Raw genomic sequence first — 20378 nt, 5'->3', positions numbered from 1 at the left:
GGCTGGACATGCCGGTGAAGGGAGAGTCCGTTGTCTGTTGCCCAGCGTGAACGTGCCGCACTCGTCGAGAGCCTGCGCAGCGTAGGACCTGACGCACCCACTCTCTGCGAGGGATGGACGGCCCGAGACCTTGCTGCTCACTTGGTGATTCGCGAGTACCGCCTCGATGCGGCACCGGGCATCCTCATCCCGGCGTTCGCCGGACATACGGCCAAGGTGCAAGACGAGGTGGCCCGCGGCACCGAGTGGAACGCGCTGCTGGACAAGATCGCCGCGGGGCCGCCGTTGTATTCGCCGCTGAAGGCGCTCGACGCGGTGGCCAACGTCGCCGAGATGTTCATCCACACCGAAGACGTGCGCCGGGCACAGCCGGACTGGACGCCGCGGCCGACAGATCCGGAACTGGGCGCCAAGCTGCGCCGCACGCTGGGGATGACGGCCCGGCTGACGCTGGGCAAGATGCCGGCCCGCGTGGAACTACGCACACCGGACGGGCAGACGGTGCTCACCGCCAGCACCGGACCCGCCGTGACGGTCACCGGGCCGATCGAAGAACTCGTGTTGTTCGCTTCGGGGCGCGTGGCCCGAGTCGACTTCGATGGCGACGCGGCGGCCGTTCAGGCCGTGCGGGATGCACCCAAAAGCATGTAGACGCGCGCCGACCGTAACGCCGGCACTCAATCCTCCAGGGACCGGCACATCCGCTCGACGGCGTTGACGTAGTCCTCGATGAACTCCAGCACCACTTCGCGGGCGGGCCTGACCTTGTTCATCAGCCCGACACCCTGACCGACGAAGTACGTCGCCAACTGCTGAGCACCCGGATGACCGGTCTCGGCGAGCTTGTCGATCCGGCGCAGTACCGGTTCGGAGACCATCGACTGCAGCGGGAGTGGCAACGGCTGGCGGCCACCCTGGTTCGGCAGCCACGCGTCGGTCCAGTCCGAACGTAGTTGGCGCGACGGCTTTCCGGTGCGCCCGGCCGAGCGGACGGTGTCGCGCGAGGACGCGGCGAGCATCTTCTGCACGGTATAGGGGGCGGTCTCGGCCTCCTCCGTGGTCAACCACACCGAGCCCGTCCACGCACCGGCGGCACCGAGCGCGACCGAGGCCGCCATCTGCCGGCCGGTCACGATGCCGCCGGCGGCCAGCACCGGCACCGGCTTACCGATCGCCTCGATCGCCTCGATGACTTCGGGGATCAGCACCAGGGTGGTCACCTCGCCGCAGTGGCCGCCCGCCTCGGTGCCCTGCGCGATGATCAGGTCCACGCCGGCGTTGACCTGCTTGATGGCGTGCTCCTTGGCGCCGACCAGGGCCGCGACCGGAATGCCGGTCTGCTTGCCTGCCTCGATCATGTAGTCCGGCGGCACACCAAGTGCGTTGGCCATCAGCTTGATCGGGTGGTTCAGCGAGACCTCGAGCAGGCTCGCGCCGGTGTCACCGCTCAGCGACGAGGCAGCGACGCGCGGCTTGTCGTCCAGCTCGATGTCGTGTGCGGCCAGCAGTTCGTCGATGAAGCCGCGGAAGTCGGCGGGGATGCGGTCGGCGAGCTGGCCGACGGTGAGGTTCTCGCCTTTGCCCTCGAACTTGGCGGGCACGATGATGTCCACGCCGTAGGGCTTGCCCTTGACCTGCTCGTCGATCCAGCTCAGCTCCGCCTCGAGCTGATCGGGCCGAAACGCGGTGCCGCCGAGCACACCGAAGCCGCCTGCGTTGGTCACTGCCGCGACGACGTCGCGGCAGTGGCTGAAGGCGAACAGCGGGAAGTCGATGCCGAACTGGTCACAGATCTCTGTCTTCACGCGCCCCAGTATGCGCCCGCGGCGGCTCCCGACCAACCACCGGGTTGGGACAGCTCAGGCACGCAGTGGGGCAAACGCAAACTCTTGCAAACCGGCGGACGGGTCGATCACGGCCTGAAAGCCGAGGCGCTCGCGAGCCCGGGCCGGGTCCGCCACGATGTGGCGGACGTCGCCGCTGCGGTACGCACCCGTCACGACGGGCGCCGGCCCCCCGCGGGCCTCACACAGCCGGGTGGCGACATCCAGGATCGAGATCGGCCGCCCCGAGCAGACGTTGGCCGCCAGGAAGCCGCCCGCCTCCGATCGCACGGCGGCGACATTGGCGGCGGCGACGTCGTCGACGTGGATGAAGTCGCGCATCTGGCCGCCGTCCTCGAAAACCCTTGGCGGGTCGCCCTTTTCCAGGGACGACCGGAAGATCGCCGCCACCCCGGAGTAGGGGGTGTCGCGTGGCATCCCGGGGCCGTACACGTTGTGATAGCGCAGCGCCACCACCGAGCCGCCGGTCGATTCGGCCCATGCCAGCGCGTAGTGCTCCTGGGCGGTCTTGCTGGCGGCGTACAGACTGCGCGGCGTCAGCGGCGCGTCCTCGTCGACCAGCTGCCAGGCCAGCTCCTCACCGCCGAGCGGGCAGCGGTGCTCGAACACCCCGGTGTCCAGATCGGCCCGGGTGCGCGGCAGCGGATCGACCACCCCGTGCACCGGACAGGCGTAGCGGCCCTGCCCGTAGACCACCATCGACGACGCCAGCACCAGCCGGGTGATGCCCGCCTGGTACATCTGAGCCAACAGCACCGCGGTGCCGAAGTCGTTGTGGGTGGCGTAGGAGGGAGCGTCGGCCGTGTTGACCCCCGCGCCGACGACCGCAGCCTGGTGACAGACGACGTCGACTCCAACAAGCAAGGGTTGCAACGCATCTGCGTCGCGGACGTCGAGCCGGTGACAATCCTCGGGGAGTTCGGCACCGGCACCGTGCGCGGCACCCAGCAGCGCGTCCGCCGCCACCACCTCGTGCCCGTCGGCCACCAGTGCCGCCCAGACCCGGCTGCCGATGAAACCGGCCGCGCCGGTGAGCAGAACCCTCACGGCAGGTCGAACGGTAGCTCGACGCCCTCGTGGGCCAGGCAGTGCGTGCAGACCCGCTCGGAGTCCACCTGGTCGATCGCCTCGTGCACGAGCTTCTTGAACGGCACCAGGTTCTTCTCGAACTCCGCGAACACGTCGACCGCCCGCACCCCGGCTCCGACGTCGATCCCCGCGTCCAGATCCGTCACCAAAGCAATTGCTGCGTAACACATCTCAAGCTCCCGGGCGAGCACCGCCTCGGGGTATCCGGTCATGTTGATCAGGGTGAAACCCTGGCGCGCGAACCACTGGCTTTCCGCGCGGGTGGAAAACCGCGGACCCTGCACCACCACCATGGTTCCGCCGTCGATCACCCCGGGCAGACCGGTGGCCGCGGCCCGCAGCGTCGGGCAGTAGGGGTCAGCGAAGCCGACATGAATGCCGCCCGAGTCGAAGTAGGTATCGGCGCGGCCGCGGGTACGGTCCACCAGCTGGTCAGGCACCACGATCGAGCCCGGACCCAGTTCGTGAGTGAGGCTGCCCACCGCACACGGACCGAACACCCGACGCACCCCGAGCGCGCGCAGCGCCCACATGTTGGCCCGGTACGGGACGGTGTGCGGCGAGTACTCGTGACTCAGGCCGTGCCGCGGCAGGAACGCCACGTCGTACTCCCCCACCCGCCCGACTGTGATCGGCGCGCTGGGCTCGCCGTACGGGGTGTCGAGGTTGACACTGCGGGCGTCGGCACCGAAAAAGCTGTAGAAGCCGCTGCCGCCTATGACTCCGATCATCCGACCATTGTGGTGTATCGCGACGACTGCCCCCAAAGCCACTACGAACGCGGCACGCCGAGTGACGGATCGAGCTCCTTCAACCGGATGTTGATACGGCGGCAGCTGTCGCCCAAAGCGATCGCCTGACCTCTGCTCAGTTCGTTGAGAAAGTTCGCCCGCACGAGCCGGGAATACGTTTCCAGCGCAGCTTTCAACGATTTGGCACCGTGCGGAGTGATCCCTGCCATCACTCGTCGCCCGTCATCTCGGCCTGCGCGCCGATACACCAGTCGGCGCTGCTCGAGCCGTTGGGTTTGTTGGGTGAGGGTCCCCGGTGTGACCATCAGTGCCTCCGCGATCGCGCCCATCGGGCTGGGCCCATGGCTCTTCAGGTAGGCCAACATCTGGATGTCGACCAGACTCAACCGGTGGCTCTGGACCAGACCTTGGTTGACGATGTCATGCAGCACCTTTGCGACGAACTCGAAGTGCAGCCACGCAGTTGTCTCGACCTCGTCGAAGCCGAGTCTGAGGTAGCGCTGTTGCCGCACAGGCTGCGGCACCGGATCCTCTGCAACCCGCGCTGGGGACCCGCTCTCCGCATCGCCGCGAGCCATCCCGTCGGCTACTGGTCAGCGCCCCCGGCATTGTCGTTGCCCGCGCCCGAGTGGGGCCGGGCGCTCCTGGCGGAGGCAGCCTTCTTGGAGCCCGAACCCTTGGCGGCGTCGCCCGTGTCCGAAGCAACACCACCGGCGGAGGAAGCCGCAGCTTCAGACGACTTTGCCGGCACCTTGCCGCTCGGGCGGAAGCCGCCCGAGACAGACCGCGGGGAATCCTCGCCACCCTGGGTGGTCTTCGCCGGTTCGGACTGATCGCCCGACGGCACTGCTGATCCACCCGCGTTGGCGGTCTCGGTCGCCCCGACCTGACTGGTCGCCTCCGAGGTGTCCTCGGGTGCGGCGCTCGTTGCCGGCGCCGCTTCTGTGCTGGCGCCGGATGCCGCCGACAACGCAGCACCGCTGGGCGCCGTGGCCCCGAGCGCAGTACCGATCGCCCGCGGAATCGTCACCAGCAGGGTGTACGCGAGGCCCGCGTTGGCGCCGTTTTCATCCGGCGGTGTGAGCAGGCCCGGGTACAGGGAGCCGTCAAGAGTCGTATAGCCGTTGATGACCGCGCCGACCACCCTGGGCGCAACGTCGAAGATGGCCTGGACGGCAGCCGAGTAATTGGCTGCTCCAACCGCATCGACGAAGTCCTGAGCGGAGTCGCCGACCGCCCTGATCACCCCGCCGACCGGCCCGACGGTACCGATGAGGAGATTGACAAGAGTGCCGATGTCGGTGACCGCGTGGACCACCGCAGTCAGGTTGTCGGTGATCTGCGCGGGTATGGCGACTACGGGGAACAGCGGGAATCCGACCGCCAGAACGAACCCGATGAAGGCGTCGGACACGGTGGCGGCCGCGGCGGCTGGTTGCCCGTTGCTGAGCTGTTGGAATGCCGTCTGGAGAGCTTGCGGCGCCGCCGTCGTCAGGTAGTCGAACGCCGCCGTGGCCACGCCACCGAGGGCGGTCGCGGTGGTATCGCCGTAGCCGATCAGGTTGGTCAGGGCCTGCCTGGCCCCGGGCAGCGGGTCAGCCAACCATGCCGTGCCGAGTACGCCCGCATTGGTTACCGCGCTGGTGACCACGTTGACCCAGGGTGTGACTGGATCAGGAAGCCCCGTCAGGAAATCGGCGAATGTGGTGAGTTCGAGGCCTGCCACCGAGACGGCAGCGGCGGCTTCGATCCTCGGCAGCGTTCCGACTGGATGGATGGGGGCCAAGGCGGTCGCTCCGACTCCCACGAGCGCGACCCCGGTTGCGAACGATGACCGCACAGCAATGTGCATGACTACTCCCGTCGGGGGATTCTTGTGGACGCGGCAAAACCTACCGGAGGGAAATCTGAGTACCGTCGGCATTGCGGGAAAAACCGACCAATCCGCGGTTTAGGTCACACGACTCGCAATCCCACACCCCGGAGGATTTCCTGGTACGGCCCCGTTAGGTCGCTAGTAGCAAACAGTTCTTGCCCGCAGAGTATTTAAGGCCGCAACAATTGCCGCCGAGACTGGAACGCGTTCTTGGATAGAATTTGATTAGCTGGTGCGGCGAGGATAGCGGTTAAGCTGCTTGTAGGTAGGAATCTCTTTTGCTGACCCACTAGACCGGCAAGATTCTGTCGAGCGGGCCGCCGGGTTCGCTTTATGGATAGCAGCAATCATCTTGAAAATTCTTGCGGCAAAGCGACAGCGACTGGATTGGGGCTGTTTCGACCGACAGATGCGCAAAGCTGACCGCTTCCGGCGAAACGGACAGCGGCGCCACCAGCTACCCGGACAGACAACTGCGTGCTAGATCAGCAAACAACATCCAATACCCGGGGGTGGACACACCGCGGTTGCCTGCCACCGGTGCGTGCGACGATGGCGGGCATGGCAAGCGTCGCGCAGTGGATCGAGGGGGCCAGGCCCAGGACGCTGCCCAACGCGATCGCTCCGGTCATCGCCGGCACCGGGGCGGCGGCCTGGCTGCATGCGGCTGTGTGGTGGAAGGCCCTGCTGGCGCTGGCCGTGTCGATGGCCTTGATCGTGGGTGTCAACTACGCCAACGACTACTCCGACGGAATCCGCGGCACCGATGACGTGCGCTCCGGACCGCTACGGCTGGTGGGTTCCAAGCTGGCCACGCCGCGCGCGGTGCTCACCGCCGCCGTCGTCAGCCTGACGCTGGGCGCGGTCGCCGGGCTCGCGCTGGCGGTCCTGAGCGCGCCCTGGCTGATCGCGGTCGGCGCGGTCTGTATCGCCGGGGCGTGGCTCTACACCGGCGGCTCCCGGCCCTACGGCTATGCCGGGCTCGGTGAGATCGCGGTGTTCGTGTTCTTCGGACTCGTCGCGGTCCTGGGCACCCAGTACACCCAGGCGCTGCGCGTCGACTGGGTCGGTGCGGCGCTGGCGGTGGCCACCGGGGCGCTGTCCTCGGCGGTGCTGGTCGCCAACAACCTGCGCGACATCCCCACCGACACACTGGCCGGCAAGGTGACGCTGGCGGTCCGTCTCGGCGATGCCCGCACCCGGCTGCTGTATCAGGGCCTGCTGGGCGTGGCCGGCCTACTGACCCTGGCGCTGATGGCGGCCACCCCGTGGTGTGCGGTCGGCCTGGTGGCCGTACCGCTGGCGATCCGCGCCGCCGGCCCGGTGCGCCGCGGACTTGGTGGCCGCGAGCTCATCCCGGTGCTGCGGGACACCGGCCTGACGATGCTGGTGTGGTCGATCGCGGTCGCCGCGGCGCTGGGGCTGGGCTAGTCCGTCGGTTTGTCCCCGCGCAGCCGGGCCCGCAGTTGGTCGCGGTCGGTGCGGCGGCGTTCGTCGACCTGCGCGATGCTGGCGGTGGCCCGCTTGCGCAGCGGGGCCAGCACCCAGATGCCCAGCGGCAGCGCGATGACGATCGCGAACAGCACCGCGATCACCAGAGGAAACTCGTGGATGCCGATCAGCTGGGCAAAGTAATAGATCGCAGCGGTCAGAACGACCACCAGAACGAGCCTCGCCAGCGTGTACACGACGACGTCCCGGATCATGCGGCCAGTTGAGCCGCCCGAATTGTCTGACACGGCGCCGAGCCTACCGACGCGCGTATATTCGGACCAAGGAGGTTGTCGTGCTGTTCATGTTGCTGGCCTTGATTATCGCCGCCATCGTCTACGTTGGCTGGCGGGCGATTCGAGCGCAGGCGAACCGTCCCAAGACGCGCGTCATCGGACCCGACGACGATCCGGATTTCCTGTGGCGGCTCAACCACGGGGACAACAAACCCCGCTAGGCGAACCGCTCATGAGGGTCGGCGGCGGGAAACCCGTCAGCGACGACCGCCGCCAGCCCGATCAATGCTTCCCTGGTCTTCGGCCGTAGCCGCTCCAACTCGATCTCGGCGCCCTCTTCAAGATGCGGGTCGAACGGGACCACCTGCACCGAGCGGCATCGCCGGGAGAAGTGGTCGACCACCTTCTGCATGTCGACCTTGCCCGAGCGTGGGCGCACGGCGTTGATGACGCACACCGAACGGCGCACCAGGTCCTGGTGGCCGTGGGCGTCGAGCCAGTCCAACGTCGCCGAGGCGCTGCGTGCACCGTCCACCGAACCCGAACTGACCACGATCAACGTGTCCGCCTTGGCCAGCACCGACGACATCGCCGAGTGCATCAGGCCGGTGCCGCAGTCGGTGAGCACCAGGCTGTAGAAGCGCTCCAGCACCTCCAGTGCCCGGTCGTAATCCTCGGCGCTGAACGCCTGCGACACCGCCGGGTCGCTCTCGGAGGCCAGCACCTCGAGTCTGCTGGGACCCTGCGAGGTGTAGCCACGCACGTCGCTGTAGCGCTCGATGCCCTCGGCGTCACGCAACAGGTGCCGCACGGTGGCCGGGGTCTCCAAGGGCACCTTCTGGCTCAGCGTGCCGCGGTCCGGGTTGGCATCCACAGCGATGACCCGGTCACCGCGGATGGAGGCGAACGTGCCGCCGAGAGTGGCGGTGATCGTCGTCTTGCCCACGCCGCCCTTCAACGACAGCAGGGCGATCTTGTAGCAGCCGTGCAGGGGACGGTTCACCTGGGCGACGAGGTTCTTGTTGCGGGAGTCGCGGGGGCTCTCGCCGACGTTGATCAACTTTCCCGAGGCCAGATACAGCGCCCGGCGCCAGCCCGAGGAGGGCGGCGGCTTCACCTGGCGCAGCAGCGCGCTCGTCGACAGATCCGGGTACGGCGTCGGCGGGACGGTGGGCCGATAGGACGGCGCCGGCACCTCGTTGACGTAGGTGTTGTAGTACGCCGACACCGCCGGGATGGGATCGAGCGGGATGCCGATGGGCGGCGTCGAAGCCATCCAATCGGGTTCCGGTTGCGCTGCCGACGTGGCGGGATCGGAGAACCGCTGCGCGCGGAACACCGTTGTCGCATCAGTCAATTCGTGGTCCGGGCGCAGACCATGTCGATCGGACACGTGCACTTCCCCCTGACGTTCGTTTCGGGTCGAGTGATTCTCGTGCGGTGCCTCAAACCCTAGCGCAGGGTCCGATCAGCTGACTCCGGCGTACGAGTGCAGGCCCACGGTCACCAGGTTGATGAAGAACAGATTGAAGACCATCGCCACGAAGCCGACCACGTTGATCCAGGCGGCCTTCTTGTCGCGCCAACCGGCCGTCGAGCGGGCGTGCAGGTAGGCGGCGTACACCACCCATGCGATGAACGACACCGTCTCCTTGGGATCCCAGCCCCAGTAGCGGCCCCAGGCCTCCTCGGCCCAGATCGCGCCGAAGATCACACCGAACCCGAAGATCGGGAACGCGAAGATCGTGGTGCGGTAGGCGATGCGGTCCAGCGTCTGCGCGTCGGGCAGTTTCGCCACGATCCGGGCCAGCGTGCCGTCACTGGTCGGGTCGCCGAACCGCGACATCTTCAGCAGGAACAGGATGCTGGCCACACCGGCGACCAGGAACACCCCGGAGCCGAGGCTGACCACCGAGACGTGGATGGGCAGCCAGTAGGACTGCAGCGCGGGCATGACGGGCGCGGCGTTGGTGTAGAGCCACTTGCCCGACACCGCCAGCAGGATGAGCACCGGAACCAGGACGAACACCCACAGGGCGCGGTACTGCGGCCTGCGCAGCACCACCGCGGCCGCCACCAGACCGCAGAAGCTGGTCAGGTTGATGAACTCGTACATGTTGCCCCACGGCACGCGGGTGGTGGCCAGCCCGCGCAGCACGATGCAGGCGAACAACAGCGCGATGCCGACGTACACCAGGGACAGACCGGCCTTGCCGATGCGCTCGTCAGTCGACAGTTTGGGGGCGTCCACCACGACACCGGGCCGATCGCTGTCGGCGGTGACGGCTGTGCCTGATGTCGCCGGCCCAGCGGCTCCGCCGGCTGACACCAGCTCGCGGGCTTCGACCTTGCGGCCCCGGCTGTAGGCCAGCTCCACGGCCAGCAGCAGCAGTGCACCGACCAGGACGACGATCGACGATGTGAACGCCCAGTCGGAGTACCGGGCCAGGCCGATGTCGATGTGTTCGGTATTCACGCTCTCAGACCTTCTCTTGCGACGGCGCCGCGTCCGGCACGTCGGTCAACAACCGCTCGGTGAGCTTCTCGAACTCGCTGCCCCACCCGGAGTTATCGGTACGGGCCAGACCGCCCAGCTCGATGTTCACCGTACCGGGGGGTTGGGCGGACGGTTCAATCCTGGCCCACACCCGGCGGCGGCGCACGATCAGCGACACCAGCAGCCCCGCCATCATCGACATCGCGAACACCAGCACCCACACCTGGCCCGGGTCGTGGGAGACCTGCAGGTTGACGAACGGGGTGGCGTTGTCGAACTTCACCACGGTGCCGTCGTCGAGGCGCACTTCCTCGCCCTGGCGCAGGTTGACCCGCTTGACCTTGGTCAGCCGCTTCTGTTCGAGCAGCCGGTGATCCAGGGTGAACAACGACTGCGGGCGACCGGTGTCCAGCCCGGTGTCGCCGCGGTAGATGTCGATGGCGACGGCGGGATCGTTGAGTGCCGGGTAGCTCGACGACAGCAGGGTGCCGTCGAATTCGGCGGTCGGCGCGAACAGGCCCATGATGGCGAGCTGATGCTTGCGGCGTTCGTCGGCGTCGGGGTACATACCACCGGGCGGGTCGACGCGGATCACGCCCGACGACAGCAGAGTGCGGGGGTCGTCGGGCCGCCACTGCAGGGTCTGGGTGCGCTTCTGCCCGTTGGGGAACGTGACGGTGAACGTCGGCGCATATCCGTGGCCCTGCAGATACACCCGGTCACCGCCGATGCGCAGCGGGTGGTTGACCTCGAGGCGGTAGGGCCGCCAGGTGCCGGTGGCCAGGTCGGCCCCGGCCTGGTATTCGATGTCTGAGGCGAAGGACGTGGCCTGCCCGCCGGGGAGGTATCGGGCCTGGAAGTCGTTGACTTTGACACACATCGGGTACAGCGAGGTGCCGTCGACGTTGTTGCCGGCGCGGAACGAATCGAATGCGGCCGGGGAGGCCGAGCAGAACCCCGGGCCGCCGTTGGCGATGACGATGACGTTGCCCTCGTAGCCGAACAGCTTGCCGACCGCGATGGCCACCAGCAGGCCCAGCAGCGAAAAGTGGAAGACGATGTTGCCGAACTCGCGCAGGTAGCCCTTCTCGGCCGACACCTCCAGGCCCTCGTCGGTCTTGCGGGTGACGCGGCGCCAGCCCCGCAGCCGTCCGGTGATCGCCGCCGCGACCGCGTCCGGGGTTCCGGTGAGCTCGGCGCTCGCGTACTTGGGCAGCCGGGACAGGTTGCGCGGCGCGGGAACCGGGGTCGAGCGCAGGGTGCGGACGTGCTCGAGCATCCGCGGGGTGAGGCAGCCCACCAGCGAGATGAACAGCAGCGCGTAGATCGCGGTGAACCAGAAGCTGGAGAACACTCCGAAGAACTGCAGCCGGTCCAGCCACGGCCCGATGATGTTGTGGTCGGCGATGTACTGCTCGACCTTGGCCTCGTTGAGGCTGCGCTGCGGCAGCAGCGCACCGGGGACGGCGGCCAGTGCAAGCAGGAACAGCAGCACCAGGGCAGTGCCCATCGAGGTCAGTGCGCGCCACAGATTGCGGGGCAGCCGCGCGAGCCGACGCAAAGGTCCTGCGGGCGTCGGCGTATCGGGGATTTCGGTGTCTGCTTGCCAAGCGGAGGTGGTCATATCGGGAGCCTCACGTCGGAGACGAAGGCGTCGCGCACCCAGGACACGAAGTCGCTCCACAACCCGGTGACCAGCGCCAGGCCGACGGCGATGAGCAGCAGACCACCGAAGATCTGGATCGCCCGGGTGTGGCGGCGCAGCCAGCCGAATCCGTTGACCGCCCAGCCTGATCCGAGGGCCAGCAGCACGAACGGGATACCCAGACCGAGACAGTAGGCGATGACGAGCAGCACGCCGCGGGCGACGTTGGCGCCGTCGGTGGCCGAGGCGACGGTGATCACCCCGGTCAGCGTCGGGCCCAGACAGGGTGTCCAGCCGAGGCCGAACACCGCACCCAGCAGGGGCGCACCGGCGAGGCCGGCGAAGCGGCGGGGGGTGAACCTGGCCTGGCGCTGCAGCGCGGGCACGAACCCGATGAACACCAAGCCCATCACGATGGTCAGCACCCCACCGACCCGTTGCAGCAGAACCTGATTGGTGATCAGCGCGGTCGTCATGCCCAGCACCGCGACGGTGCCGAGGACGAACACCGCGGTGAAGCCCGCCACGAACAGCAGTGCTGAGCCGGCTACCCGCCACCGGGTGGTGGGTGGGAAGGCCAGGGGCTGGGTCTTGAGCGCGACCCGGCCGGTGGCCGCGTCGAGGTCGTCCACGCCGACGACGGCCGCCAGATAGGACAGGTAGCCCGGCACCAACGGCACCACGCACGGCGAGGCGAACGACACCAGTCCGGCGAGCACGCAGACACCCAGGGCCAGCAGCAGCGGCCCCGCGGCGGCGGTCTGGGCGAATCCGGTCACGGCGCAGCCGGTTTCGCCGACGGCCCGGGTTCGGCGGCAAGCCGCTGCACCACCGGAAGCAGGTCCTCGGCGAGCAGTTCGCGCAGGAACACCGCGGCCACCCGGTGCTCGCGGTCGAGCACGATGGTCGACGGGATGACGGTGGTGGGGTACTTGCCGCCGAAGGCGATCATGGTCCGCATCGCCGGGTCGTAGATCGACGGGAACGTCACCTTGCGGTCGGTGACGAAATCCTGCGGCGCGGTGATGTCGTTGTCACGCACGTCGATACCGAGGAAGGCCACACCGAGGTCGCGCGTCTGGTTGTAGACCTTCTCCAGCTGGGTGATCTCCGAGCGGCAGGGACCACACCACTGGCCCCAGACGTTGATCACCACGACCTTGCCCCCGAAGTCGTTGACGGAGATCGTTTTCGACGGGTCCATCAGTTCCGGGCCCGACAGCGGGCCGGGCTTGCCGCGGCTGGCCGGCGGGTCGTAGACGATGTCGGTCTTGCCACCCGGTGCGACGAACTCGAACGTCCCGCCCTGGGCGACGGCGTCGTCACCAGTGGAGCAGCCGGCCAGTACCGCCACCGCCACCAGGAGGACCGCCAGCCGCTTCACTGCCCGCCGAGCTCCGAGTAGCCCCAGCCGACGTAGTCGTCGCCGTCGAAGTAGAGCGACGTCAGCGATGCCAGGTTGCACAGCCTTCGGGTTGGAAAGTGATGCAGCGGAAGGTCATTCATCGCCCGACGTAGCGTCTCGACGGGCAGTTGGTGGCTGACGCACACCGCCTCGTGTCCGGTGGCCTTGGCCCTGGCCCGGTCGACCGCGGCTTTCATCCGCACGGCGATCTGGTGGTAGGGCTCGCCCCAGGTCGGCTGTCGCGGGTTGCGCAGATGCCACCAGTTGCGCGGGTCGCGCAACGCACCGTCACCCGGGGATACCTTCTGGCCCTGGAAGACGTTGAGCGACTCGATGAGCTCGTCGTCGACGTCGACCGCCAGACCGTGATGGGCGGCGATCGGCGCGGCGGTCTCTTGCGCACGCTCCAGCGGAGAGGCCACCACGTAGACGATGTCGCGGCTAGCCAGCCAGCTGGCCACCGCCGCGGCCTGGGCCCGGCCGCGCTCGGAGAGGTGGAAATCGGGCAGGCGGCCATACAGAATGCCGTCGGGGTTGTGCACTTCGCCGTGACGCATCACGTGCACGACCGTCCGGACGCTCGGGGCCGGCGCATCAGATTGAGTCTGAGTGGGTTCAATGCTCACTGCTTGGCCTCCGCGGCAGCTCGCGCGGCCGCCGGTAGCGCGGCCGCGATCCGGTCGAATGCGGCGTCGTCCAAAGCAGCTGAGACGAACCAGGTTTCGAAGGCACTCGGCGGCGCGTACACGCCGCCTGCCAGCAGGGCGTGGAAGAACGCCGGGAAGCGCCAGGTCTCGCTGGCCCGCGCCGAGGCGAAGTCCGTCACCGGCGTAGCGGAGAAGAACACCGACAGGAAGTTGCCGGCCCGCGGAACCTGATGGATGACACCGGCTTCGGTAAGCGCGTCGCAGAGAAGACCGGCCAGCTGGTCGGCGTTGGCGTTCAGCTTGGTGTACACCGCGTCGTCGGCGTGGCGCAGCGTGGCCAGCCCGGCGGCCACCGCCACCGGGTTACCCGACAGCGTGCCTGCCTGATACACCGGGCCCAGCGGGGCCAGCCGTTCCATGACGTCGCGGCGGCCGCCGAACGCCGCGGCGGGCAGGCCACCGCTCATCACTTTGCCGAACGTAAACAGGTCGGCGTCCACCGGATCAAGCCCGTACCAACCGCTTCGGCTCATCCGGAATCCGGTCATCACCTCGTCGATGATCAGCAGCGTCCCGTACTCGGCGGTGATGCGGCGCAGTTCGGCGTTGTAGCCCGGCAGCGGCGCGACCGCACCCATGTTGCCCGGGCACGCCTCGGTGATCACCGCGGCGATGGTGTCGCCGAACTTGGCGAACGACTCCTCGACAGCGGCAATATCGTTGTAGGGCAACACGATGGTGTCCGCAGCGGTGGCACCGGTGACACCCGGCGAGGACGGCAGGCCCAGCGTGGCCACCCCGGAGCCGGCGTCGGCCAGCAGCGCATCCACGTGTCCGTGGTAGCAACCGGAGAACTTGATGACCTTCGAGCGTCCGGTGAACCCGCGGGCCAGGCGCACCGCGCTCATGGTGGCCTCGGTGCCGGAGTTCACCAGCCGTACCCGCTCGACCGGCGCCACCCGGTCGATGATCTCGGTGGCCAGGTCCGTCTCGCCGGGCGTGGGAGCGCCGAACGACAGCCCGTTGGCCGCTGCGCGTTGCACCGCCTCGACGACGGCAGGGTGGGCGTGGCCCAGGATCATCGGACCCCACGAGCAGACCAGGTCGACGTAGCGGTTGTCGTCGGCGTCGGTCAGCCAGTAGCCCTTGGCGGAGGTGATGTACCGCGGGGTGCCGCCGACGGAGTTGAACGCCCGTACCGGGGAGTTGACCCCGCCGGGAATGACCGCACAGGCTTCGGCGAACATCCTCGCCGAGGCGGCGGTGTGTGCGGCCTGGTCAGTACTGCTCATGGCCACCAGTGTCCCAGTCGCGGCGGGGTGGTCAACTACAGGGTGTAGGAGCCGGGGCGGGCGGGCCTGCTCACGCCAGACCGGCGACCAATAGGTCGAGCAGGTGCTCGAAGCTGACGTCGGCGTTCGGCGTCTGACCGATGCCGGCGATCTCGATGGTGACGGCGCCGTGCACCGCGCTCCAGACGGACTGGGCGGACTCGGTCGGGCTGCTCGCCGCGTCACCGGTGGCGAACGCGTGGATCAGATCCACCAGCACGGCGAAGACGGTGTGACCGTGCTCCGCGGCCGGCGACGTCTGGTCCTCCAGCGGGGTCCCGGTCGCGAAGATCAGCCCGTATCGGGCGGGGTGGGCCAGCGCGTAGGTGCGGTAGTTCCGGCAGGCCTGGCGGAACCGCTCGACCGGATCGCCATCGGCGGAGTCGTCAATGACGACGCCCAGTTCATCCAGTGCCCGGATAGCAAGCGCGGCGAGCAGGGCCTCCTTGTTGGCGAACCTGTTGTAGACACTCATGGGCGCGACCGCGGCCTCGTTTGCGACGGCCCGGATCGTGACGCCGGCCGTTCCCTGGCGATCCAGCACGGTCTCGGCCGCGTGTAACACCACGGCCGAGACCTCTTCGCTGGCGGTGCGGCGACGTCGCGGAGTTGTCGTCATGACCGGCCGGCGACACCTCGGTCGGTCAGCCAGGCCAGCGCGGTGTCGGCGACGTCGCGCCAACCGTCGTCGATGGTCAGCGAGTGACCGCGCCCGTCGAACTCGTGGAAATCGGTGATCGCGTCCGATTTCCGGTACAGCCCGTGGGTAGCTTTGGCGCTGACGTAGGGCACGGTGTGATCGGCCGTACCGGCGGTGATCAACAGCGGTCCGCGATCGCTGGCGGCAGTGTCGATTTTCGCGGGCGAATCCGGGGCGAAGTTCGCGACCGCGGCCTGGAACAGCGGCTTGGCCGGCGACGGAATGGACCACTGGTCCCACAGTGCGTCGGATTCGGCGGACGTGAGCGCGTTGCCGAATGCGTAGCGCCACTGCGCCTGGGTCAGCCCCTTGGCTCGGCCGCGGTTGAGCGGATTGCCCAAGACGGGGAAGGCTGAGCGCAACTGCGCGATCGGCAGCGGCTTGACGCCCTTGATGGGGGCGGGGTCGATGGCGATGGCAGCGGCTGCCTTGTGCTGCCCGAGCAGCTTCTGGGCGATCAGCCCGCCGAAGGAGTGTCCGATCACCACCGGCGGGGTGTCGAACTGGTCGAGGATCTTCGCGAAGTGGTCGGTCAGCTCGTCGATGCCGAATCCCGCTTGGTCCGAGGGGTTTTCGCGGGTGGCGGCAACCGTGGCATGTTCGCCCGGCCAGGCCGGGGCGATGGCTTGGTAGCCCTGGGCGGCGAAGTGGTCGATCCATGGCTGCCAGGCGGAACTGGCGACCCACAGTCCGTGGATGAAGACGACGTTGGTCATGAGGTGGTCCTCCTGTCGAGGCTTCGCTGTTCCTTATGGAACAACGTTACATAAGTGTGCAATCGGTTGAACACGTGCAGGGGAACAAGAAATTCCCGGGCCGGCGTGTGCGTAATCACAGCGCGGCGAGGGACGGCATAGGGTCGTTATCGGTGACTGAAGTCCGGATCTTTGCCAACCAGAGGAGGCGGGATGAGCAAGCACTACGGCACCATCGCGTTCACCCCGGCCGTCCGTGACGTGCAGCGAGCACACGGCAGCGTGGGCTTCTACGATCGCAAGCGCGTCCAGGGCAAGGCCGCGCCCGGCGCTGACGCGCTGACCGAGGACGAGAAGGACTACCTCGCCGAGCGGGACTCGTTCTATCTCTCCACCGTCAGCGAGTCCGGCTGGCCCTACGTCCAATTCCGCGGCGGCCCAGTCGGTTTCCTGCGTGTCGTCGACGACCACACCATCGGATGGGCGGACTTCCGCGGGAATCTGCAATACATCAGCACCGGCAATCTCGCCGGCGACGCCCGGGTCGCCCTGATCGCCGTGGACTACGCACACCGGCGCCGGCTGAAGATCTTCGGCCACGCCCGCGTCGTCACCACCGAGGACGACCCCGCCCTCGTCGAGACCTTCGCCGATCCGGGCTACGACGCCGAGGTGGAACGCGCCGTCCTGGTCAGCGTCGAGGCCTTCGATTGGAACTGTCCGCAGCACATCACGCCCCGGTTCACCGCGGCCGAACTCGAACCCCACGTCGCCCCGCTGCAGCGCCAACTGTCGGCTCTGGAAGCCGAGAACGCGCAGCTGCGTGCGAGGCTCGACGGCGGCTGATAACACCAGCAGGTCACTCCCAGCAACGATGCTGATGGATGCGCATATTCTCTACGCGTGTCCTCCGTGTCCGACCGCATGAGCCGACGCCATCTGGCGTCGGGCTCCGAGGTGGGCACCCCCGCCACAATCACCCTGGCCGAGCTTGACCGCGGTCAGCGCGCCAAGGTCGTCGGCTACGGCGACGAGGTCGAAGCCAGCACCGCCCGCCGGTTCTTCGACCTCGGCATAGTCCCCGGAATCGAGGTCACCATGGTGCGCCGGGCGCCGCTGCGCGACCCGGTGATCTTCCGGGTGGGCGACTACGAGATCGCCCTGCGGACCACGCAGTCGCGCTGCATCCACGTGGAACGGGTGCATTGAGCGGACATCACCACCACGGCGGCGGAACCGCCGAGGCCAACATAGGGCTGACCCGCTTCGCCGTCGTCGGCAGCCCCAACTCGGGCAAAACCACCCTGTTCAACGCGATGACCGGTTTGCACGCCAAGACGGGCAACTACCCGGGCGTCACCGTGGCCCGCTTCGAAGGCCGGATGCGGCTCGACGACCAGCAGGCCGTCGTCGTCGAAGACCTGCCCGGCACCTACAGCCTTGATCCGATCAGCCCGGACGAGCAGATCGTCGTCGATGTCCTCGACACCGACCACCACAACACCCGCGTCGACGTCCCCGACGCCCTACTGGTGTTGCTCAACGCCACCACCCTGCGCCGCTCCTTAGGGCTGCTGGCGCAGCTGCTGCAGACCGGTCTGCCCGCGTGCGTGGTGCTGACCTTCACCGACGACCTCACGCGGCGGCAGGGCACGCTGGACGTCAACGCGCTGAGCCGGGCAATCGGCGTTCCCGTCATCCCGGTGATCGCCGGGCACCGCGACGGAGTGACGGCGCTGCGGGCGGCGATGACCGACCACCGGTCGTGGAGCACGCCGGTGGTGCTGCCGCCCACCGAGACCACCGAGGTGACCGCGTGGGTGGATTCGGTGCTGGGGGCCGCGGGCTACCAGGTCCCCGACCTCGACCACCGGACCCGGCGTATCGACGCGGTGCTGCTGCACCCGGTGGCGGGCACGCTGATCTTCCTGGCGACCATGTTCGTCTTCTTCCAGACGATCTTCACCGTCGCCGCACCACTGCAGGACTACGTCGCGCAGTTCTTCGGCTGGCTGGGCGACCTGGTGGCCAACCACGTCCACGTCTCCTGGCTGTCGGCGTTCCTGTCCCAGGCCGTCATCGGCGGTGTCGGCAGTGTGTTGGTGTTCGTGCCGCAGATCGTGCTGTTGTTCGTCCTGATCGCCCTGCTGGAGGGCACCGGGTATCTGGCCCGCGCGGCGTTCCTGATGGACCGCGTGATGGCCCGCGCCGGGCTGGAAGGCCGCGCATTCGTGGCGCTGCTGTCGTCGGTCGCGTGCGCCATCCCCGGGATCATGGCGACCCGCTCGCTGCCGTCGGCCAAGGACCGGTTGGCGACGATGATGGGCGCGCCGCTGATGACCTGCTCGGCGCGGCTTCCGGTGTACATCCTGCTGATCAGCATGCTGCTGAGCGCCGACGCACGGGTCGGGCCCTTCAGCGCCCGCGGTGTGGTGATGTTTGCGCTGTACCTCCTGGGGTCGCTGGCGGCGATGACGGTGGCCGCGGTGTTCAAACGGTTCACCTCGCGCGGCGGGGCGTCGCTGCCGTTCTACATGGAGATGCCGCCCTACCAGATACCGCGGCTCAAGACGGTGGCCGCCGAGGTATGGACGGCGGCCTCGGCGTTCCTGCGCAAGGTCTCCTCGATCATCCTGGCCACCACCGTCGTCTTGTGGGTGCTGCTCAACCTGCCGCTGCGCAACGACGCCGAGCTGTCTGCCGCCGGTGTGGACACCTCCGATTCGGCCGCGGTGTCGGCCTACGTGCTCGACCACTCCTACGGCGCCTCGGTGGGCCACGCGCTGGAGCCGGTGTTCGCACCGCTGGGCTTCGACTGGCGGATCAACATCGGCGTGCTGTCCTCGCTGGCGGCGCGCGAGACGTTCGTGGCCACGCTCGGTCAGGTAGCCGCCGCGCAGGACCCCGAGAATCCCGCCGAGTCGCTGCAGGCGATGCGGGTGCAGAGCGGGCCGTCTCAGGGCCGGTTGCTCTTCGACGCGCCGACGATCGCCGCGCTGCTGGTGTTCTTCATGTTCGCGCTGCAGTGCATGTCGACGGTGGGTGTGCTGCGGCGTGAAACCGGATCGTGGAAGTGGCCGCTGATCGCCTGGGTCTACATGTTCGTGCTGGCGTGGGGGCTGGCGTTTGCGGCCCGTTCGGCGGTGGCGGCGCTGTGGTGATCGCGCTGCACCCCGAGCGGGTGAGCGGCGAGCCACAAGCGGTGCGCTGGGTGGTCGGCACCGACGGTGTCCCTGTTGGCCGGGTGGTGGCCGCCCCGGGTGAGCTGGGCCGGCTGTTGGCTGAGAGCACGCTGACCGCCGGGCTGGTCGAGCAGACCGCGGTCTGGCTGTGGCTGCGCGACGGGCTGTCCTGGCGTGACCACGGCCCGGCGGTGTCGGTGGCGCTGCGCGAAGCGTTGTCTCACCCGCAGAGTTGGGTGATCGAGGCGTCACCCGGGGAGGTCTTGGCGCGGGTGACCGCCGATCTGCTGGACGGCTCAGTCGGTGACTTCGTGCGCTCGCACGGCGGTTCGGTGACCGCGGCACGGGCCGGCGATGTGGTGACGATTGCGCTCGGTGGGGCCTGTGAGAGTTGCCCGGCCGCCGAGCACACGCTGCGGGGGCGGCTGGTCGGCGAACTCCAGCGCCGCTGCCCGGAACTGGTCGAACTGGAATCCCGCGACGGGCGGCTGACGCTGGGCCTCGGCTGAATCGGCTCTGCTCACAGAGCCTGTTTTTGGGCCCGAATCGCGATCTGTCAGCAGAACCGATGCGGGTTCAGGCAGGGCTGAGACTGAATACCGGGTGATCGGCCGGGTCGGGCAGCTTGGCGAAGTAGCCGTCGACCGTCTTACCTAGCTTCCGCCGGTAGGCATCCAGGATCGGGCCGCGTTGTGCCAGAGGAACTTCCGCCGCGCGGTACGGGGTGGCACCAGACTTGGTGGTGAGGGTGACGGCAGGTTTGGCCCGCACATTCTTTACCCACTGCGACTCGCCCCTGGTGGACACCAGATAGCGGGTGCCATCCACCTCGACGGTGACCACCGGAATCGTCTGCATTGCTCCGCTGCTGCGAGCGGTCAGGGTCAGGCTCTCGGTGCCCGACATACCGGTCGCCATCGCGATCTTGTTGAACACGTTCGCGGTGAACCAGGAGGGCTTGAGATAGGCCATAGGTGCGAGTGTGATG

The 20378-nt window shown here is 68.1% G+C and carries 22 protein-coding genes and 1 pseudogene; 7 read left to right on the top strand and 16 right to left on the bottom strand.

The genetic code is table 11. The features are described from left to right. Positions 1–30: 30 nt before the first annotated feature. Positions 31–651, top strand: coding sequence for a TIGR03085 family metal-binding protein (locus OG976_RS17110; protein WP_328351067.1), 621 nt, complete (start codon positions 31–33; stop codon positions 649–651). 26 nt (positions 652–677) lie between these two features. Here the strand turns inward: OG976_RS17110 and OG976_RS17105 are convergent, their stop codons facing one another. From OG976_RS17105 to OG976_RS17085, 5 genes are all read right to left on the bottom strand, one after another. Further along, on the bottom strand, positions 678–1805 hold the full coding sequence (locus tag OG976_RS17105) for an NAD(P)H-dependent flavin oxidoreductase (protein WP_328351064.1): 1128 nt from the start codon (positions 1803–1805) through the stop codon (positions 678–680). 54 nt (positions 1806–1859) lie between these two features. After that, positions 1860–2891 carry an NAD-dependent epimerase/dehydratase family protein gene (locus tag OG976_RS17100; protein WP_328351061.1) on the bottom strand — a complete coding sequence of 344 codons (1032 nt, stop codon included), beginning with the start codon at positions 2889–2891 and terminating at the stop codon, positions 1860–1862. Continuing rightward, positions 2888–3664, bottom strand: coding sequence for an S-methyl-5'-thioadenosine phosphorylase (locus OG976_RS17095; protein WP_328351058.1), 777 nt, complete (start codon positions 3662–3664; stop codon positions 2888–2890). The genes OG976_RS17100 and OG976_RS17095 overlap by 4 nt, the downstream gene beginning before the upstream one ends. A 41-nt stretch (positions 3665–3705) precedes the next feature. Next, positions 3706–4209, bottom strand: coding sequence for a MarR family winged helix-turn-helix transcriptional regulator (locus OG976_RS17090; protein ID WP_328351055.1), 504 nt, complete (start codon positions 4207–4209; stop codon positions 3706–3708). 62 nt (positions 4210–4271) lie between these two features. After that, on the bottom strand, positions 4272–5537 hold the full coding sequence (locus OG976_RS17085; protein ID WP_328351052.1) for a hypothetical protein: 1266 nt from the start codon (positions 5535–5537) through the stop codon (positions 4272–4274). Between the two features lie 585 nt (positions 5538–6122). Between OG976_RS17085 and OG976_RS17080 the strand changes: the two genes are divergently transcribed. Beyond that, positions 6123–6992, top strand: coding sequence for a 1,4-dihydroxy-2-naphthoate polyprenyltransferase (locus OG976_RS17080; RefSeq protein ID WP_328351049.1), 870 nt, complete (start codon positions 6123–6125; stop codon positions 6990–6992). On the opposite strand, the gene OG976_RS17075 is transcribed toward OG976_RS17080, so the two are convergent. Then, complete coding sequence (locus tag OG976_RS17075) at positions 6989–7300, bottom strand: DUF4229 domain-containing protein (protein WP_328351046.1); 312 nt, start codon at positions 7298–7300, stop codon at positions 6989–6991. The genes OG976_RS17080 and OG976_RS17075 overlap by 4 nt on opposite strands. A 56-nt stretch (positions 7301–7356) precedes the next feature. Between OG976_RS17075 and OG976_RS17070 the strand changes: the two genes are divergently transcribed. Beyond that, positions 7357–7509 (top strand): hypothetical protein, encoded by a 153-nt coding sequence (locus OG976_RS17070; RefSeq protein ID WP_442930539.1) that lies wholly within the window; start codon positions 7357–7359, stop codon positions 7507–7509. On the opposite strand, the gene OG976_RS17065 is transcribed toward OG976_RS17070, so the two are convergent. The 9 genes and pseudogenes from OG976_RS17065 to OG976_RS17025 form a co-directional block, all read right to left on the bottom strand. Continuing rightward, complete coding sequence (locus OG976_RS17065) at positions 7506–8681, bottom strand: MinD/ParA family ATP-binding protein (RefSeq protein ID WP_328351040.1); 1176 nt, start codon at positions 8679–8681, stop codon at positions 7506–7508. The genes OG976_RS17070 and OG976_RS17065 overlap by 4 nt on opposite strands. Positions 8682–8756: 75 nt before the next feature. After that, entirely contained in the window at positions 8757–9764 is a 1008-nt protein-coding gene (gene ccsB, locus OG976_RS17060; protein WP_328351037.1) for a c-type cytochrome biogenesis protein CcsB, read from the bottom strand. Between the two features lie 4 nt (positions 9765–9768). Next, positions 9769–11316, bottom strand: coding sequence for a cytochrome c biogenesis protein ResB (gene resB, locus OG976_RS17055; RefSeq protein WP_328363673.1), 1548 nt, complete (start codon positions 11314–11316; stop codon positions 9769–9771). An 89-nt stretch (positions 11317–11405) separates the two neighbouring features. Then, positions 11406–12209 carry a cytochrome c biogenesis CcdA family protein gene (locus OG976_RS17050; protein ID WP_328351034.1) on the bottom strand — a complete coding sequence of 268 codons (804 nt, stop codon included), beginning with the start codon at positions 12207–12209 and terminating at the stop codon, positions 11406–11408. Beyond that, positions 12206–12814, bottom strand: coding sequence for a TlpA disulfide reductase family protein (locus OG976_RS17045; RefSeq protein ID WP_328351031.1), 609 nt, complete (start codon positions 12812–12814; stop codon positions 12206–12208). Before OG976_RS17045 ends, OG976_RS17050 begins: the two co-directional genes overlap by 4 nt. Further along, positions 12811–13392 (bottom strand): histidine phosphatase family protein, encoded by a 582-nt coding sequence (locus OG976_RS17040; protein ID WP_328363670.1) that lies wholly within the window; start codon positions 13390–13392, stop codon positions 12811–12813. The genes OG976_RS17045 and OG976_RS17040 overlap by 4 nt, the downstream gene beginning before the upstream one ends. A 65-nt stretch (positions 13393–13457) precedes the next feature. Then, positions 13458–14774, bottom strand: coding sequence for a glutamate-1-semialdehyde 2,1-aminomutase (gene hemL / locus OG976_RS17035; RefSeq protein ID WP_328351028.1), 1317 nt, complete (start codon positions 14772–14774; stop codon positions 13458–13460). Between the two features lie 70 nt (positions 14775–14844). Then, positions 14845–15432 (bottom strand): TetR/AcrR family transcriptional regulator, encoded by a 588-nt coding sequence (locus tag OG976_RS17030; protein WP_328351026.1) that lies wholly within the window; start codon positions 15430–15432, stop codon positions 14845–14847. Next, a pseudogene (locus OG976_RS17025) lies at positions 15429–16232 on the bottom strand (alpha/beta hydrolase); the annotation flags it as partial. The gene OG976_RS17030 and the pseudogene OG976_RS17025, both read right to left, overlap by 4 nt. Before the next feature lie 189 nt (positions 16233–16421). On the opposite strand from OG976_RS17025, the gene OG976_RS17020 reads away from it, so the two are divergent. From OG976_RS17020 to OG976_RS17005, 4 genes are read left to right on the top strand one after another with little or no spacing between them, the layout of a single operon-like run. Next, on the top strand, positions 16422–17054 hold the full coding sequence (locus tag OG976_RS17020; RefSeq protein WP_328351023.1) for a pyridoxamine 5'-phosphate oxidase family protein: 633 nt from the start codon (positions 16422–16424) through the stop codon (positions 17052–17054). Positions 17055–17111: 57 nt separating this feature from the next. Then, positions 17112–17417 (top strand): FeoA family protein, encoded by a 306-nt coding sequence (locus tag OG976_RS17015; protein WP_328351019.1) that lies wholly within the window; start codon positions 17112–17114, stop codon positions 17415–17417. Beyond that, complete coding sequence (feoB, locus tag OG976_RS17010) at positions 17414–19369, top strand: ferrous iron transporter B (protein ID WP_328351015.1); 1956 nt, start codon at positions 17414–17416, stop codon at positions 19367–19369. The genes OG976_RS17015 and feoB overlap by 4 nt, the downstream gene beginning before the upstream one ends. Next, positions 19363–19899, top strand: coding sequence for a NifU family protein (locus OG976_RS17005; protein WP_328351012.1), 537 nt, complete (start codon positions 19363–19365; stop codon positions 19897–19899). The genes feoB and OG976_RS17005 overlap by 7 nt, the downstream gene beginning before the upstream one ends. A 67-nt stretch (positions 19900–19966) precedes the next feature. Here OG976_RS17005 and OG976_RS17000 read toward each other — a convergent pair whose 3' ends face one another. Continuing rightward, the gene (locus tag OG976_RS17000) at positions 19967–20362 is read right to left on the bottom strand and encodes a nitroreductase/quinone reductase family protein (protein WP_328351009.1); all 396 of its coding nucleotides are present in this window, start codon (positions 20360–20362) and stop codon (positions 19967–19969) included. Positions 20363–20378: the final 16 nt, after the last annotated feature.

Source organism: Mycobacterium sp. NBC_00419, from assembly GCF_036023875.1.
GTDB lineage: Bacteria > Actinomycetota > Actinomycetes > Mycobacteriales > Mycobacteriaceae > Mycobacterium.
Note: the sequence above shows the minus strand (reverse complement) of the source record. Positions and strands in the feature narration are given on the sequence as shown.

What these genes read in the sequence shown, in the direction of transcription:
- OG976_RS17085 (WP_328351052.1), bottom strand. Translation starts at nt 5,537, where the DNA reads ATGCACATTGCTGTGCGGTCATCGTTCGCAACCGGGGTCGCGCTCGTG.
- OG976_RS17030 (WP_328351026.1), bottom strand. Translation starts at nt 15,432, where the DNA reads ATGACGACAACTCCGCGACGTCGCCGCACCGCCAGCGAAGAGGTCTCG.
- OG976_RS17020 (WP_328351023.1), top strand. Translation starts at nt 16,422, where the DNA reads ATGAGCAAGCACTACGGCACCATCGCGTTCACCCCGGCCGTCCGTGAC.
- OG976_RS17040 (WP_328363670.1), bottom strand. Translation starts at nt 13,392, where the DNA reads ATGCGTCACGGCGAAGTGCACAACCCCGACGGCATTCTGTATGGCCGC.
- OG976_RS17070 (WP_442930539.1), top strand. Translation starts at nt 7,357, where the DNA reads ATGTTGCTGGCCTTGATTATCGCCGCCATCGTCTACGTTGGCTGGCGG.
- OG976_RS17095 (WP_328351058.1), bottom strand. Translation starts at nt 3,664, where the DNA reads ATGATCGGAGTCATAGGCGGCAGCGGCTTCTACAGCTTTTTCGGTGCC.
- OG976_RS17080 (WP_328351049.1), top strand. Translation starts at nt 6,123, where the DNA reads ATGGCAAGCGTCGCGCAGTGGATCGAGGGGGCCAGGCCCAGGACGCTG.
- OG976_RS17000 (WP_328351009.1), bottom strand. Translation starts at nt 20,362, where the DNA reads ATGGCCTATCTCAAGCCCTCCTGGTTCACCGCGAACGTGTTCAACAAG.
- hemL (WP_328351028.1), bottom strand. Translation starts at nt 14,774, where the DNA reads ATGAGCAGTACTGACCAGGCCGCACACACCGCCGCCTCGGCGAGGATG.